A 14,739-nucleotide genomic window follows, 5' to 3' on the forward strand; every position below is an offset into this window, starting at 1 on the left:
GGATGCTTATCGTTCGGCCAGCGCGGCCAGGACCAGTTGGCTGTTGCGCCGACTGTAATCGAGCAGCACCTCGCGGATCGCCGCCTCGTCACGTCCGACCACGGCGCGGAGCAATTGCTCGAAGCTGCCGATGAACTGGCTCATTTCGCCTTTGCGGCGCTCCAGGGCCAGATGATAGGTGCGACTGATGGCCGGCAGGAGGTTTTCCACGGTTTCCTGCAGGTAGGGGTTGGCGGCGAACGGGAAGGCGGCGCGCATGATGTCGAAGCTGGATTCGACGAAGGCGTTGATATCGCCGCGTTCGAGGTTGTCGAGCAGGCGCTGCTGGATCGCCAGGAACGGCTGCAGGTCGCCCTCTTCGCGCCAGCGCCGGGCCACGCTGCTGGCAAGCATGATGTACAGCTCGGTGACCAACGAATACAGGCTTTCCACGTGGCTGGCAGAGAGTTCGGAGACCTGCGCCCCCCGGCGCGGCAGGATCACCACCAGATGGCGGCGCTCAAGGATCAGCAGCGCCTCGCGCACCGAGCCACGGCTGACGTTGAGGGTCTGGGTGACCTTCTGTTCCTGGATGCGCTCACGCTCCTTGAGTTCGCCCCGGATGATGCGTTCGGCAAGGTGGTGCGCGATCTGCTCAGCCAGGCTGTCCGGGGCCTTGAACGTCATGGTTGTCCTTAATGGTCGGGGCGCTTTCGAGGGGGTAATGCGGTCGCGAAGTGTAACACAGGGTGTTACCGCGCCATCCCCTACGGCAGGTGGACGACAGAACGAAGGTTGGTGCGTCCGACGGGAAGAACGGGCGCACGATTGTCGGACAATCCTACATAAAGACTGTTCGGGAGTCGCCCATGCTCGCCTTCCTTTCCCCCGCCTGGATGCTGCGCCTGAAAAAGGCCGGTTACTGGATCTGGCTGGTGCCGGTCTTCGGCATCCCCGTCAGCTATTGGTGGTCGTATGGCAGCGACCACCCCAACGCTTGGGCCTGGCTGGTGATCACCGTGGTGTTCGGGGTGATCCCGCTGCTGGACTTCGTGGTCGGCCGCGATCCGGCCAACCCGGACGAGATCGACGACGTGCCGCCCATGGAGCGCGAGGGCTACTACCGTTTCCTCAGCCTGGCGACGGTGCCGCTGCTGCTGGGCATGCTGATCTACGGCGGCTGGGTGCTGGCCACCTATGACGCCTGGAACTGGGTCGGCCAGTTGGGCTGGATTCTCTCGGTGGGCACCGTGATGGGCGCCATCGGCATCACCGTGTCCCACGAGCTGATCCACAAGGACCCGGAGCTTGAGCAGAACGCCGGCGGCCTGCTGCTGGCAGCGGTGTGCTACGCGGGCTTCAAGGTCGAGCATGTGCGCGGGCATCACGTGCATGTCTCCACGCCGGAAGACGCCTCGTCATCGCGCTACGGCCAGAGTCTGTATGCCTTCCTGCCCCATGCCTACAAGCACAACTTCCTCAACGCCTGGAAGCTGGAGAGCGAGCGCTTGAAACGCAAGGGGCTGCCGGCGCTGCACTGGCGCAACGAGCTGATCGGGTGGTACGTGATCAGCGCGCTGTTCCTGGCCGGCTTCAGCGTCGCCTTCGGCTGGATCGGCGCGATCTATTTCATCGGCCAGTCGGTGATGGCCTTCACCCTGCTGGAGATCGTCAACTACGTCGAGCATTACGGTCTGCACCGCCGCCGACTGGAGTCCGGGCGCTACGAGCGGACCACCCATGAGCATTCCTGGAACAGCAACTTCCTGCTGACCAACCTGTTCCTCTTCCACCTGCAGCGGCATTCCGACCACCACGCCAACGCCAAGCGGCGCTACCAGGTACTGCGGCACTTCGACGAAAGCCCGCAACTGCCCAATGGCTATGCCGGGATGATCGTCCTCGCCCTGTTTCCGCCGCTCTGGCGCGCCGTGATGGACCGCCGCGTGCGTGCCTACTACGCCGGCGAGGAATACCAGTTGAGCGCTTCCCAGCAAGCCTGACCCCGCGTTCCACGCCTTGGCGGCAAGCCCTACCCCGGCTTGCCGCCTTTTTTCGTTCTGCCGCCCCTGTAGGAGCGAGCTTGCTCGCGAAGCTCATCGCCCCTCAGAAGAGCCAACAACACACCCTACTGGCACGGTGCAGACCGCTGATTTCGGCGGTTCGCGAGCAAGCTCGCTCCTACAAAAAGCAGCCTCGCTCGCACCGCTTATCAGCTGCGGAAAAACTTTCTGACCATTTGGACAGAATTTTTATTGACTCAAAAGTCAGCTTTTCATAGATTCATGCTCCAGTGCCCTACCAAAAACAAGAACCAGCCTGGAGGCAAGCCTTGATCAGGTTCCTGCTCAACCGCGAGCTGCGCGTCGAAGACCGCCTCGACCCCAATCTCACCGTGCTCAACTACCTGCGCCAGACCCTGGGCAAGACCGGCACCAAGGAGGGCTGCGCCTCCGGTGACTGCGGCGCCTGCACCGTGGTGGTCGGCGAACTGGTCGGCGAGGAAGGCGCCGAGCGCATCCGCTACCGCACCCTCAACTCCTGTCTCACCTTCGTTTCCTCGTTGCACGGCAAGCAGCTGATCAGCGTCGATGACCTCAAGCACCGTGGCGAACTGCACGGCGTGCAGCAGGCCATGGTCGACTGCCACGGCTCGCAGTGCGGCTTCTGCACCCCCGGCTTCGTCATGTCGCTGTTTGCCCTGCAGAAGCACAGCGCAGGCGTTACTGCCGAGGAGCGCAAGGCCGAGGCCCACGAAGCGCTGGCCGGCAACCTGTGCCGCTGCACCGGTTACCGCCCTATCCTCGATGCTGCCGAGCAATCCTGCTGCCAGAAGCAGCCGGACCAGTTCGACGTCGCCGAGGCCGAAATCATCGCCCAGCTCAAAGCCATCGCCCCGAACGAAACCGCCGAGCTCAACAGCGGTGACAAGCGCTGCCTGCTGCCGCTGACCATCGCCGACCTGGCCGACATCTACACCGCCAACCCGCAGGCGCGCCTGCTCGCCGGTGGCACCGACCTGGCCCTGGAAGTCACCCAGTTCCATCGCGAACTGCCGGTGATGATCTACGTCGGCCATGTCGAAGAAATGAAGCGTGTCGAAGTCTTCGACGACCGCATCGAGATCGGCGCCGCGACTCCGCTGACCGACTGCTATGAAGCGCTGTCCCGCGACTACCCGGACTTCGGCGAGCTGCTGCACCGTTTCGCCTCGCTGCAGATCCGCAACCAGGGCACCCTGGGCGGCAACATCGGCAACGCCTCCCCCATCGGCGACTCGCCGCCGCTGCTGATCGCCCTGGGTGCACGCCTGGTGCTGCGCAAGGGCAGCGAGCGCCGCGAGCTGCCGATCGATGAATACTTCATCGACTACAAGGTCACCGCGCGCCAGGAAGGCGAGTTCATCGAGCAGGTGATCATTCCGCGTCCGCAGGCCAACCAGATGTTCCGCGCCTACAAGGTGTCCAAGCGCCTGGACGACGACATCTCCGCCGTCTGCGCCGCGTTCCAGCTCACCGTGGAAGATTGCAAGATCACCGCCGTGCGCACCGGCTTCGGCGGCATGGCTGCCATCCCGAAACGCGCCAAGGCCTGCGAAGCCGCGCTGTTGGGCCAGACCTTCAACAGCGCCACCTTCGAACGTGCGGCGCTTGCGCTGAGCGAAGACTTCACCCCGCTCACCGACTTCCGTGCGAGCAAGGAATACCGCCTGCTCACCGCACAGAACCTGCTGCGCAAGTGCTTCCTGGAACTGGAAGCTCCCCAGGCCGTAACTCGGGTGACCTCTTATGCATAAGCCACAAAAAACCCAGGAAGAACTCGCCGAACTGTTCCGCGCCGACCTGACCACCGGCGTCGGCCGCAGCGTCAAGCACGAGAGCGCGCCCAAGCACGTCAGCGGCGAGGCGATCTACATCGACGACCGCCTGGAATTCCCCAACCAGCTGCACGTCTATGCCCGCATGAGCGACCGCGCCCACGCGCGCATCACCCGGCTGGACGTCAGCCCCTGCTACCAGTTCCCCGGTGTGGCCATCGCCATCACCAAGGACGACGTGCCCGGCCAGCTGGACATCGGCCCGGTGGTCGCGGGTGACCCGCTGCTGGCGGACGGCAAGGTCGAGTACGTCGGCCAGATGGTCATCGCCGTCGCCGCTGACAGCCTGGAAACCGCGCGCAAGGCGGCCATGGCCGCGATCATCGAGTATGAAGACCTGGAGCCGGTGCTCGACGTGGTCGAGGCACTGCGCAAGAAGCACTTCGTGCTCGACAGCCACCAGCACAAGATCGGCGACTCCGAGGCCAAGCTCGCCACCGCGCCGAATCGCATCCAGGGTACCCTGCACATCGGCGGCCAGGAGCACTTCTACCTGGAGACGCAGATTTCCTCGGTGATGCCCACCGAAGACGGCGGCGTGATCGTCTACACCTCGACCCAGAACCCCACCGAAGTGCAGAAGCTCGTCGCCGAAGTGCTGGGCATCTCCTTCAACAAGGTGGTCATCGACATGCGCCGCATGGGCGGAGGCTTCGGCGGCAAGGAAACCCAGGCCGCCGCTCCGGCCTGCCTGTGCGCCGTGATCGCGCGCCTCACCGGCCGCCCGGCGAAGATGCGCCTGCCGCGCACGGAAGACATGCAGATGACCGGCAAGCGCCACCCGTTCTACGTCGAGTACGACGTGGGCTTCGAGGATGACGGCCTGCTGCACGGCATCAACATCGACCTGGCCGGCAACTGCGGTTACTCGCCGGACCTCTCCGGCTCCATCGTCGACCGCGCGATGTTCCACTCCGACAACGCCTACTTCCTCGGCAACGCCACGGTGAACGGTCACCGCTGCAAGACCAACACCGCGTCGAACACCGCCTACCGCGGCTTCGGCGGTCCGCAGGGCATGGTCGCCATCGAGGAGATCATGGACGCCGTCGCGCGCCACCTCGGCAAGGACCCGCTGGAAGTCCGCAAGCGCAACTACTACGGCAAGGACGAGCGCAACGTCACCCATTACTACCAGCAGGTGGAACACAACCTGCTGCAGGAGATGACCGAAGAGCTGGAAGCCAGCGCCGAGTACGCCAAGCGCCGCGCCGAAATCCGTGAGTTCAACGCCAACAGCCCGGTGCTGAAGAAAGGTCTGTCGCTGACCCCGGTGAAATTCGGCATCAGCTTCACCGCCACCTTCCTGAACCAGGCCGGCGCGCTGATCCACATCTACACCGACGGCAGCATCCACCTGAACCACGGCGGCACCGAGATGGGCCAGGGCCTGAACACCAAGGTCGCCCAGGTCGTCGCCGAGGTCTTCCAGGTCGACATCGACCGCGTGCAGATCACCGCGACCAACACCGACAAGGTGCCCAACACCTCGCCGACCGCTGCCTCTTCCGGCGCCGACCTGAACGGCAAGGCCGCACAGAATGCCGCCGAGACCATCAAGCAGCGCCTGGTGGAGTTCGCCGCCAAGCACTGGAAGGTGACCGAGGAAGACATCGAGTTCCGCAACAACCAGGTGCGCGTGCGCGACCTCATCCTGCCGTTCGAGGAGCTGATCCAGCAGGCCTACTTCGGCCAGGTGTCGCTCTCCTCCACCGGCTTCTACCGCACGCCGAAGATCTACTACGACCGCAGCCAGGCCCGCGGCCGGCCGTTCTACTACTTCGCCTACGGCGTGTCCTGCTCGGAAGTGATAGTCGACACCCTCACCGGCGAGTACAAGATGCTGCGCAGCGACATCCTGCATGACGTCGGCGCCTCGCTGAACCCGGCCATCGACATCGGCCAGGTGGAAGGCGGCTTCGTCCAGGGCATGGGCTGGCTGACCATGGAAGAACTGGTGTGGAACGCCAAGGGCAAGCTGATGACCAACGGCCCGGCGAGCTACAAGATCCCGGCCATTGCGGACATGCCCATCGACCTGCGGGTGAAGCTGGTGGAAAACCGCAAGAACCCGGAGCAGACGGTGTTCCATTCCAAGGCCGTCGGCGAGCCGCCGTTCATGCTGGGCATCTCGGTGTTCTGCGCGATCAAGGACGCCGTGGCCAGTCTGGCCGACTACCGCGCCCAACCGCAGATCGACGCCCCGGCCACCCCGGAGCGCGTGCTCTGGGGCGTGGAGCAGATGCGTAAGCTGAAGCTGGCCCAGGCGGAGAAGGCACAGGCTCAGGTCGAGCCGGCGTGATGTAACCATGGGGGGCCGCTGGCACGGGAAGACGTCCCCAATCCCGTCCTCCCCCGGGTCAGCGGCGCCCCACCCTTACCAAGAACCGTAGGGCGCATAAAGCGGAGCGCTTTATCCGCCACCGCCATTTCGGCGGATAACGCCCGAGGCGTTATTCGCCCTACGACCAGCCCAGCTTTGAGGTTCGTAACGATGAACTGGATCAGTGCCCTCGCCGACCTGCAACAGCGCGCCGAAGCCAGCGTGCTGGTGACCATCATCGAAGAGCGCGGCTCCACCCCGCGCAACGCAGGCTCCAAGATGGTCATCAGTGCCGACAAGGCCTACGACACCATCGGCGGCGGCCACCTCGAATTCAAGGCCATGGCCATCGCCCGCGAGATGCTGCAGAACCGCGAGCGCGAGCCGAAGCTCGAGCGCTTCAGCCTCGGCGCCAGCCTCGGCCAGTGCTGCGGCGGCGCCACCGTGCTGCTGTTCGAACCCATGGGCCAGCCCCAGGCGCACATCGCCGTGTTCGGTGCCGGCCACGTCGGCCGTGCCCTGGTGCCGCTGCTCGCCAGCCTGCCGTGCAAGGTGCGCTGGATCGACTCGCGGGAAGCCGAGTTCCCCGATCACATCCCCGAAGGCGTGACCCGCGTGATCAACGAGGACGTCATCGACGAGATCGACGAAATGCCCGCCGGCAGCTACTTCATCGTCATGACCCACAATCACGCGCTGGACCTGGAGCTGACTGCGAAAATCCTCCAGCGCAACGACTTCACCTACTTCGGCCTGATCGGCTCGGACACCAAGCGCGCCAAGTTCGAACACCGTTTGCGCGACCGTGGCTTCGCCGCCGACACCGTGCAACGCATGCGCTGCCCCATGGGCATCAGCGAAGTGAAGGGCAAGCTGCCGGTGGAGATTGCCGTGTCCATCGCCGGCGAAGTCATCGCCACCTACAACGCCACCTTCGGTCAGCAGACCAGCAAAGGCGAGAACACCGTGGCCAAACTGTTACCCACGAGCCGCCGCGCACGCACCGCCGAAAGCGGCACCTGAGTTCCAACCTGCCGGCCTTCGTGATGGGTATCGCTTCGCTCCACCCATCCTACGGGACGCCAGGCCAGTTTTTGTAGGATGGGTGGAGCGCAGCGATACCCATCGAACAGCGTCCAAAGACGCGACATTTTTCGATTTGCGAGAGATTGATGAGTACTCAAGCCAAAGCCTACCGCGCCAGTATCCTGCACAGCGTCGCCGACCCCGCCGAAGTCGGCGTGGAGAAGTCCTACCAGTACTTCGAAGACGGCATCCTGCTGGTGGAAGACGGCAAGGTCGCCCGCCTCGGCCACGCCGCCGAGCTGCTGCCGCAACTGGGCGGTGTGGAAGTGGTCGAGTACCGCGACGCGCTGATCACCCCCGGCTTCATCGACACCCACATCCACTACCCGCAGACCGGCATGATCGCCTCCTACGGCGAGCAGCTGCTGGACTGGCTGAATACCTACACCTTCCCCACCGAGAAGCAGTTCGCCGACCCGGCCCACGCCGCCGACGTCGCCGGCATCTTCCTCAAGGAACTGCTGCGCGCCGGCACCACCACCGCACTGGTGTTCGGCACCGTGCACCCGCAGTCGGTGGACGCGCTGTTCGGCGCCGCCGAAAAGCTCGACCTGCGCCTGATCGCCGGCAAGGTGATGATGGACCGCAACGCGCCGGACTACCTGACCGACACCGCCGAAAGCAGCTACGCCGACAGCAAGGCGCTGATCGAGCGCTGGCACGGCAAGGGCCGCCTGCTCTACGCGGTGACCCCGCGCTTCGCCCCGACCAGCACGCCGGAACAGCTCGACGCCGCTGGCCGCCTGCTCAAGGAGCACCCGGGCGTGTACATGCACACGCACCTGTCGGAAAACCTCAAGGAAATCGAGTGGGTCAAGGAACTGTTCCCGGAGCGCAAGGGCTACCTGGACGTCTACGACCACCACGGCCTGCTCGGCCCGCGTTCGGTCTTCGCCCATGGCGTACACCTGTGCGACGGCGAGTGCCAGCGCCTGTCGGAAACCGGTTCGGCCGTGGCCTTCTGCCCGACGTCCAACCTGTTCCTGGGCAGCGGCCTGTTCGACCTGGCCAAGCTTGAGAAGCACAAGGTGAAAGTTGGCCTGGGCACCGATGTCGGCGCCGGCACCAGCTTCTCCCAGCTGCAATCGCTGAACGAAGCCTACAAGGTGATGCAGCTGCAGGGCATCAAGCTCGACCCGTTCAAGTCGCTGTACCTGGCCACCCTCGGCGGCGCCCGCGCGCTGGAGCTGGAGGACAAGGTCGGCAGCTTCGCCCAGGGCAACGAGGCCGACTTCGTGGTCCTCGACTACAAGGCCACCCCGCTGCTGGATTACCGCCTGCAGCAGGCCAAGACCCTGGAGGAGAAACTCTTCGCACTGGTCATCCTCGGCGACGACCGTACCGTGAAGGAAACCTTCGCGCACGGCCACAACGTGCATCGTCGCGGTTGACCCCTTACGGCTCCGACGCCGGGTCCTCGCTCAGGACCAACCCGGCGCCGGGGCCGCTTTTCTTTCTGTTTCGCCCGCCCTCTCCTGCAGGGACGCCGCCCTCCCAGGCCAGCGCAGGAGCGGACGCTGTCCGCAATTGGTCTGTCGAGCGCTGCGTTGGGCGGGTTCGCGAGCAAGCCCGCTCCTACAGGTTCGTACTGCGCTCTTCGTAGGAGCGAGCTTGCTCGCGAACCGCACGGCACCGGACCAACAGGCGCCCTACTCCCGCACCTCGACCAGTACCGGACACGGCGCCCGCTCGATCACTCGCTGCCCCACCGAAGGATCCAGCAAGCGCTCGATGCGCCCCAGGTGCCGATGGCCGATCACGATCAGGTCGCACTCCTGGCGCTCCGCCTCACGCAGGATCGCCCGGGCCGGATCGCCCGCCACCACCGCCCCCGAAGCCACGCACGGCCGCAATTGCGCCACGGCGTCATCCACCAGCGCCTGGGCCTCATGCTGCTCCTGCTCCGCCGGCGGATACTCCAGCGCGTCCTGACGCGGCATGGCGAAGGCGCGGTCCACGGCGCACACCACGTGCACCGCCGCGCCATTGCAGCGCGCCAGCTCCGCCGCCGTGGCGATGATGCGCGGCGACTGCGCCGCGCCGTCGATGGCCAGCAGAATCCGTTTGAACATGCCTTTCTCCTCGCGAAACGAAATCCGCCACCATTCTTCGGGCCAGGGCAGCGACCGTAAAGACACGCAAAACGTAATGAACCATTGCGCCAAACGCACGCTTGCCCATCGGGCCCGTCACAATGGAACATGAATGGCACCGCGCCAACCTATCCGGAGTCGCCATGGCCCTGCCCGATCTCAACCTGCTGGTCGCCCTCAACATCCTGCTCGATGAAGGCAGCGTGGTCGGCGCCGCGCGGCGCATGCACCTGAGCGCGCCCGCCATGAGCCGCACCCTGGCGCGCATTCGCGAGGCAGTGGGCGACCCGATCATGGTCCGCGCCGGGCGCAACCTGGTGCCGACGCCCCGCGCCCTGCAACTGCGCGACGAGGTCAGCGAGCTGGTGGAACACGCCATGCGCCTGTTCAACGCCAAGGAAAACCTGCGCATGGACCAGCTCGAACGCTGCTTCGTACTGCGCTCCAACAACGTGCTGGTCGGCGGTTTCGCCTCGCGCATGCTGGCGGTGATGAAGGAAGAAGCGCCGCGCTGCAGCCTGCGCATGGCCCCGGAGGCAGACTTCGACGACGAAGCCCTGCGGCAGAACCGCATCGATCTCTACATTGGCGGTACCTCGACCCTGGAACCGGAAATCCGCACGCAGACGCTGTTCACCACCAACTTCGTCGGCCTGGCGCGGCGCGACCACCCGATTTTCGATGATGAGATCACTCAGGAGCGCTTCGCCAGCTTCCCGCAGATCAGCGTGTCACGGCGCGGCCGCGCCGCAGGTCCTATCGACGAGGAACTGGCGAAACTCGGCCTGCGCCGTGAAGTCCGCCTGATCGCGCCGACCTTCCATTCCTCGATCTTCGCCCTGCTGGAGTCCGACCTGGTGCTGCCCATTCCCGAGCATTCGCTGTGGCGTCTGGACCGCCTGGGCTTCGCCCTGCGCCAGTTCGATATTCCGCTGCCACTCAAGTCGGTGGTGATCATCCAGGCCTGGCATCCGCGCTTCGACAACGACCCGGCGCACAGCTGGCTGCGGCAGACGGTGAAGCGCGTGTGCACCGAACTGCGCGAGAGCTCCGGCCTGCTGAGCTGACGGCCCAACAAGTGCATCAGGCGCACTGATTAGCTGCAATCATTTCAATTTTCACAGCTATTGGCCTTCCCTAGACTCGGTGGCAAATACCCGAGTTGATTCCTATGCCTTGCACCTTACCGCTCACCGGCGGCGGCGTCGGCCATCCCCATGGAGGCCGGCCATGACCGCGCTCGCCCCGATTTCCGCGGCCACCCCGCAGCCGGCCACACCATCGGCCGCGCAGCCCGCCAAGCCCGTGGCGCAGCCGTTCAGCCTGCGCATCGTGGTCGGCATGATTGGCGTACTGATCGCGTCGCTCAGCGCCGGCCTCAACGAGAAGGTCACTGACCTGGCCATGACCGATGTGCGCGGCGCGCTGTCCATCGGCCATGACGAAGGTACCTGGCTGCTCGCCCTGTACTCGGCGGCGCAGGTCGCCGCCATGGCCTTCGCGCCCTGGTTCTCGGTCACCGTGTCGCTGCGCCGCTTTACCCTTGGCGCCATCGCCGTGTTCGCCTTGCTGGCGCTGCTCTGCCCGTTCGCGCCGAACGTCGAGACGCTCTACCTGCTGCGCCTGCTGCAAGGCTTCGCCGGCGGCTGCATGCCGCCAATGCTGATGACCGTGGCGCTGCGCTTCCTGCCGCCGGGCATCAAGCTCTACGGCCTGGGCGCCTACGCGCTGACCGCCACTTTTGCGCCCAACCTGGGCATGCCGCTGGCGGCGTTGTGGACCGAGTTCGTCGGCTGGCAATGGGTGTTCTGGCAGGTCATTCCGCTCTGCGCCGTGGCGCTGGCCGCCGTCGCCTGGGGCATTCCGCAGGACCCGCTGCGCCTGGAGCGCTTCCGCCAGTTCGACCACATCGGCCTCGCCCTCGGCCTGCCGGGCGTCCTGATGCTGGTGATCGGCCTGCTGCAGGGCGAGCGCCTGGACTGGTTCGAGTCGGACCTGATCACCCTGCTGGTGATCGGCGGCGCCGGGCTGCTGGTGGCGTTCTTCGTCAACGAATGGACGCACCCGTTGCCATTCTTCCGCCTGGACATCCTCAAACGGCGCAACTTCACCCACTCGCTGATCACCCTGGCCGGCGTTCTGGTGGTGCTAGGTGCCTGCTCCGGCGTGCCGGCGTCGTACCTGGCCTCGGCCCACGGTTATCGCCCGCTGCAATCGGCGCCCATGGCGCTGCTGGTGGCTCTGCCGCAGCTGATCTCGCTGCCGCTGGTGGCGGCACTGTGCAACATCCCGCGGGTGGATTGCCGCTGGGTCCTGGCTATCGGCATCAGCCTGTGCGGGCTTTCTGCCTTCGGCATGAGCCAACTGACCAGCGAGTGGACGCGGGAGAACTTCTACTGGCTCCTGGCACTGCAGATCATCGGCCAGCCGATGGCCGTGGTGCCGCTGCTGATGTCCGCCACCAGCGTCGTCGCGCCCATCGAAGGGCCGTTCGCCTCGGCCTGGTTCAACAGCGTGCGCGCCTTCTCGGCGGTGATGGGCAGCGCCATCGTCTCGTTCCTCATGACCTGGCGCGAGCACTACCACTCCAACCGCCTGGTCGATCACCTGGGCAACGCCTCGCAAGCCCTGGGCCTGCGCCTGGAACAGCTGGGCGGCGCCGAGAACATGGGCCGCCTGGCCAGCCAGGTACGCGGCCAGGCCGGCGTGCTCGCCGCCTCCGACACCCTGCTGGCGATGGCCTGGCTGGCCGCCGCCCTGCTCATCCTGATTCCCCTGATACCGCTGCGGGTCTACCCGCCGCGCCCGGTCATTCCCACTAACTGATTCAAAGGTCTGCCCATGTCGAAACTGAGCTCCCGTCGCGGCAGTCTGGCCTTGGTTGCCGTGCTGCTGTTCGCCCTTGTCGTCTACCTGCTGCTGCGCCTGCTGGGCCCCACCCGCGAACAGAGCACCGACGACGCCTACGTCCACGCCGACTTCACCCTGGTGGCGCCGAAGGTCGCCGGCTTCATCGAGGAGGTGCTGGTGGAGGACAACCAGTCGGTGAAGGCCGGACAGGTCCTGGCACGCATCGACGCCCGCGACTACCGCGCCGCGCTGGCCGCCGCCGAGGCCGATGTGCTGGCCGCCGAGGCGCGCCATCACCACGTCGCCGCCAACCTGGAACGCCAGCAGGCGGTGATCGCCCAGACCGCCGCCCAGGTGCAGGCCGACCAGGCCGCGCTGACCTTCGCTTCGCAGGAACTGAACCGCTACCAGCACCTCGCCAGCCAGGGCGCCGGCACCCTGCAGAACGCTCAGCAGGCACGCTCCCGCGTCGACTCGGCGAAGGCCCTGCTGGACAAGGACAAGGCCGCCGCCCTCGCCGCCCGCAAGCAGCTCGACGTGCTGCTGGCCCAGCAGGCCGAAGCCCTCGGCGCACTGAAGCGTGGCCAGGCCCAGCTGCAACAGGCGCAACTGAACCTCTCCTACACGGAAATCCGCGCGCCCTTCGACGGCATGGTCGGTCGCCGTGCCGTGCGCGTCGGCGCCTACACCACGCCGGGCAATGCGCTGCTGGCGGTGGTACCGCTGCAGGACGCCTACGTGGTCGGCAATTTCCAGGAAACCCAGCTCACCGACGTGCAACCCGGCCAGGCCGTGGAAATCAGCATCGATACCTTCCCCGGCGAGAAGCTGCGCGGCCACGTCGACAGCATCGCCCCGGCCACCGGCCTGAGCTTCGCGCCCATCGCCCCGGACAACGCCACCGGCAACTTCACCAAGATCGTCCAGCGCATCCCAGTGAAGATCGTCCTCGACGCTGACCAGCCGCTGCGCGACAAGCTGCGTGTGGGTATGTCGGTCATCGCGCGTATCGACACTGCCCAGCACGCAGCGAACGAGCAGAAGGTAGCCGTGCAATGATCGCCGCCCGTACACCTCTGTTCCTCGCCTTGCTTGCGCTTGGCGCTTGCAGCGTCGGTCCGGACTTCCAGCGCCCGAAGGATGCCGACGCGGTGAACTGGACCGCTCAGCGTGGCGATGCCCCGAGCCGGACGCTCAACGCTCCGCTGGAAGCCCAGTGGTGGACACTGCTGGGCGACCCACAGCTCAACGACCTGCAACGCCGCGTGGCAGATGCCAACCTCGACCTGCGCGAAGCCGACGCGCGCCTGCAGCAGAGCCGGGCGATCCGCCAGGCGCTGGGCGGCGACGCCGTGCCCAACGTCGGCGCGGACCTGGGCTACCAGCGCAGGCGCAACAGCGAAGTCGGCCTGAACGATCCGTCCGGCAAGGCGGGCAAGGACAGCTTCAACCAGCTCGATGGCGGCTTCGACCTGTCCTGGGAGCTGGACTTCTGGGGCCGCGTGCGCCGCGAACTGGAGGCCGCCGACGCCAACGTGCAGGCCACCGAGGAGAGCCGTCGCGACGTACTGGTCTCGGTGCTCGCCGAGACCGCGCGCAACTACTTGCAACTGCGCGCCGAACAGGACCTGGAAGCCATCATCCGGAGCAACCTGGAGATAGCCCAGCGCAGCCTGGAGCTGACCCGCTTGCGCCGCGCCGATGGTGTCGCCACCGAACTGGATGTCGCCGAAGCCCTGACCCAAGTCGCCAGCATCGAAGCGCGCCTGCCCGACAGCCAGAAGCGCCAGGCACGGCTGATCAACGCCCTGGGCTATCTGCTTGGCGAGGCTCCCGGCGCGCTGCAGGCCGAACTCGCTCAGGCCAAGCCCGTGCCGCAGCCGCCCCGTGGCGTGCCGGTCGGACTGCCCTCGGAGCTGGCCCAGCGCCGCCCGGATATCCGCCGCGCCGAAGCCGCGCTGCACGCCGCCACCGCCAGCATCGGGGTGGCCAAGGCAGACTTCTACCCGCGCATCAGCCTGAACGGCAGCTTCGGCTTCCAGGCACTGCAACTGTCGAATTTCGGCGACTGGAACAGCCGCACCTTCGGCATCGGCCCGAGCCTGTCACTGCCGATCTTCGAAGGCGGCCGGCTGAAGGGCATGCTCGCCCTGCGCGAGGCGCAGCAGCAGGAGTCGGCCATCGCCTATCGCCGCACCGTGCTCAACGCCTGGCGCGAGGTGGACGACGCCCTCACCGACTACGCCGCCGACCAGCGCCGCCTGGCCAGTCTCGATACCGCCGCCGAACACGGCCGCACCGCCCTGGCCAACGCCCGCGAGCAGTACAAGGCCGGCGCCGTGGACTTCCTCAACGTGCTCAGTGCCCAGCGCGAACTGCTGGCTACCGAGGAGCAACAGGTGCGCGGCCGCGAAGCCGTGACGACCACCCTGGTGCTGCTTTACAAATCCCTGGGTGGAGGCTGGCAGCAAACCCCGAATTCCACAGCCTCCCTGTAGGAGCGAGCTTGCTCGCTCCTACAAAAAGCCGTC

General features: G+C 66.1%; 11 protein-coding genes. 9 read left to right on the forward strand and 2 right to left on the reverse strand.

What is annotated here, in order from left to right; genetic code table 11:
* Positions 1–6: 6 nt before the first annotated feature.
* Positions 7–666 carry a GntR family transcriptional regulator gene (locus SD196_RS17880; RefSeq protein WP_331318891.1) on the reverse strand — a complete coding sequence of 220 codons (660 nt, stop codon included), beginning with the start codon at positions 664–666 and terminating at the stop codon, positions 7–9.
* A 182-nt stretch (positions 667–848) separates the two neighbouring features.
* On the opposite strand from SD196_RS17880, the gene SD196_RS17885 reads away from it, so the two are divergent.
* The 5 genes from SD196_RS17885 (at position 849) to guaD (ending at position 8,656) form a co-directional block, all read left to right on the forward strand.
* The gene (locus tag SD196_RS17885; protein WP_343572975.1) at positions 849–1,982 is read left to right on the forward strand and encodes an alkane 1-monooxygenase; all 1,134 of its coding nucleotides are present in this window, start codon (positions 849–851) and stop codon (positions 1,980–1,982) included.
* A 329-nt stretch (positions 1,983–2,311) separates the two neighbouring features.
* On the forward strand, positions 2,312–3,775 hold the full coding sequence (xdhA, locus tag SD196_RS17890) for a xanthine dehydrogenase small subunit (protein WP_416310497.1): 1,464 nt from the start codon (positions 2,312–2,314) through the stop codon (positions 3,773–3,775).
* Positions 3,768–6,158, forward strand: coding sequence for a xanthine dehydrogenase molybdopterin binding subunit (xdhB, locus tag SD196_RS17895; RefSeq protein ID WP_343572971.1), 2,391 nt, complete (start codon positions 3,768–3,770; stop codon positions 6,156–6,158). The genes xdhA and xdhB overlap by 8 nt, the downstream gene beginning before the upstream one ends.
* A 192-nt stretch (positions 6,159–6,350) precedes the next feature.
* Entirely contained in the window at positions 6,351–7,202 is an 852-nt protein-coding gene (gene xdhC / locus SD196_RS17900; protein ID WP_343572969.1) for a xanthine dehydrogenase accessory protein XdhC, read from the forward strand.
* A 149-nt stretch (positions 7,203–7,351) separates the two neighbouring features.
* Entirely contained in the window at positions 7,352–8,656 is a 1,305-nt protein-coding gene (gene guaD, locus SD196_RS17905; RefSeq protein WP_343572967.1) for a guanine deaminase, read from the forward strand.
* A gap of 258 nt (positions 8,657–8,914) precedes the next feature.
* Here guaD and SD196_RS17910 read toward each other — a convergent pair whose 3' ends face one another.
* The gene (locus tag SD196_RS17910) at positions 8,915–9,337 is read right to left on the reverse strand and encodes a universal stress protein (protein ID WP_331318903.1); all 423 of its coding nucleotides are present in this window, start codon (positions 9,335–9,337) and stop codon (positions 8,915–8,917) included.
* Between the two features lie 164 nt (positions 9,338–9,501).
* Here SD196_RS17910 and SD196_RS17915 point away from each other — a divergent pair, with 164 nt between their 5' ends.
* The 4 genes from SD196_RS17915 to SD196_RS17930 all read left to right on the forward strand — a co-directional run bounded on the left by SD196_RS17915 (position 9,502) and on the right by SD196_RS17930 (position 14,706).
* Positions 9,502–10,425, forward strand: a complete 924-nt coding sequence (locus tag SD196_RS17915; RefSeq protein WP_275611154.1) for a LysR family transcriptional regulator — start codon at positions 9,502–9,504, stop codon at positions 10,423–10,425.
* A gap of 163 nt (positions 10,426–10,588) precedes the next feature.
* Positions 10,589–12,184: an MFS transporter gene (locus tag SD196_RS17920; protein WP_343572964.1), complete on the forward strand. Its 1,596-nt coding sequence runs from the start codon at positions 10,589–10,591 to the stop codon at positions 12,182–12,184.
* Between the two features lie 15 nt (positions 12,185–12,199).
* Complete coding sequence (locus SD196_RS17925) at positions 12,200–13,267, forward strand: HlyD family secretion protein (protein ID WP_275611152.1); 1,068 nt, start codon at positions 12,200–12,202, stop codon at positions 13,265–13,267.
* Positions 13,264–14,706, forward strand: a complete 1,443-nt coding sequence (locus tag SD196_RS17930; protein WP_331318910.1) for an efflux transporter outer membrane subunit — start codon at positions 13,264–13,266, stop codon at positions 14,704–14,706. Before SD196_RS17925 ends, SD196_RS17930 begins: the two co-directional genes overlap by 4 nt.
* The last annotated feature ends 33 nt before the right edge of the window (positions 14,707–14,739 follow it).

It is taken from the genome of Pseudomonas macauensis, assembly GCF_047902425.1.
Lineage (GTDB): Bacteria > Pseudomonadota > Gammaproteobacteria > Pseudomonadales > Pseudomonadaceae > Pseudomonas.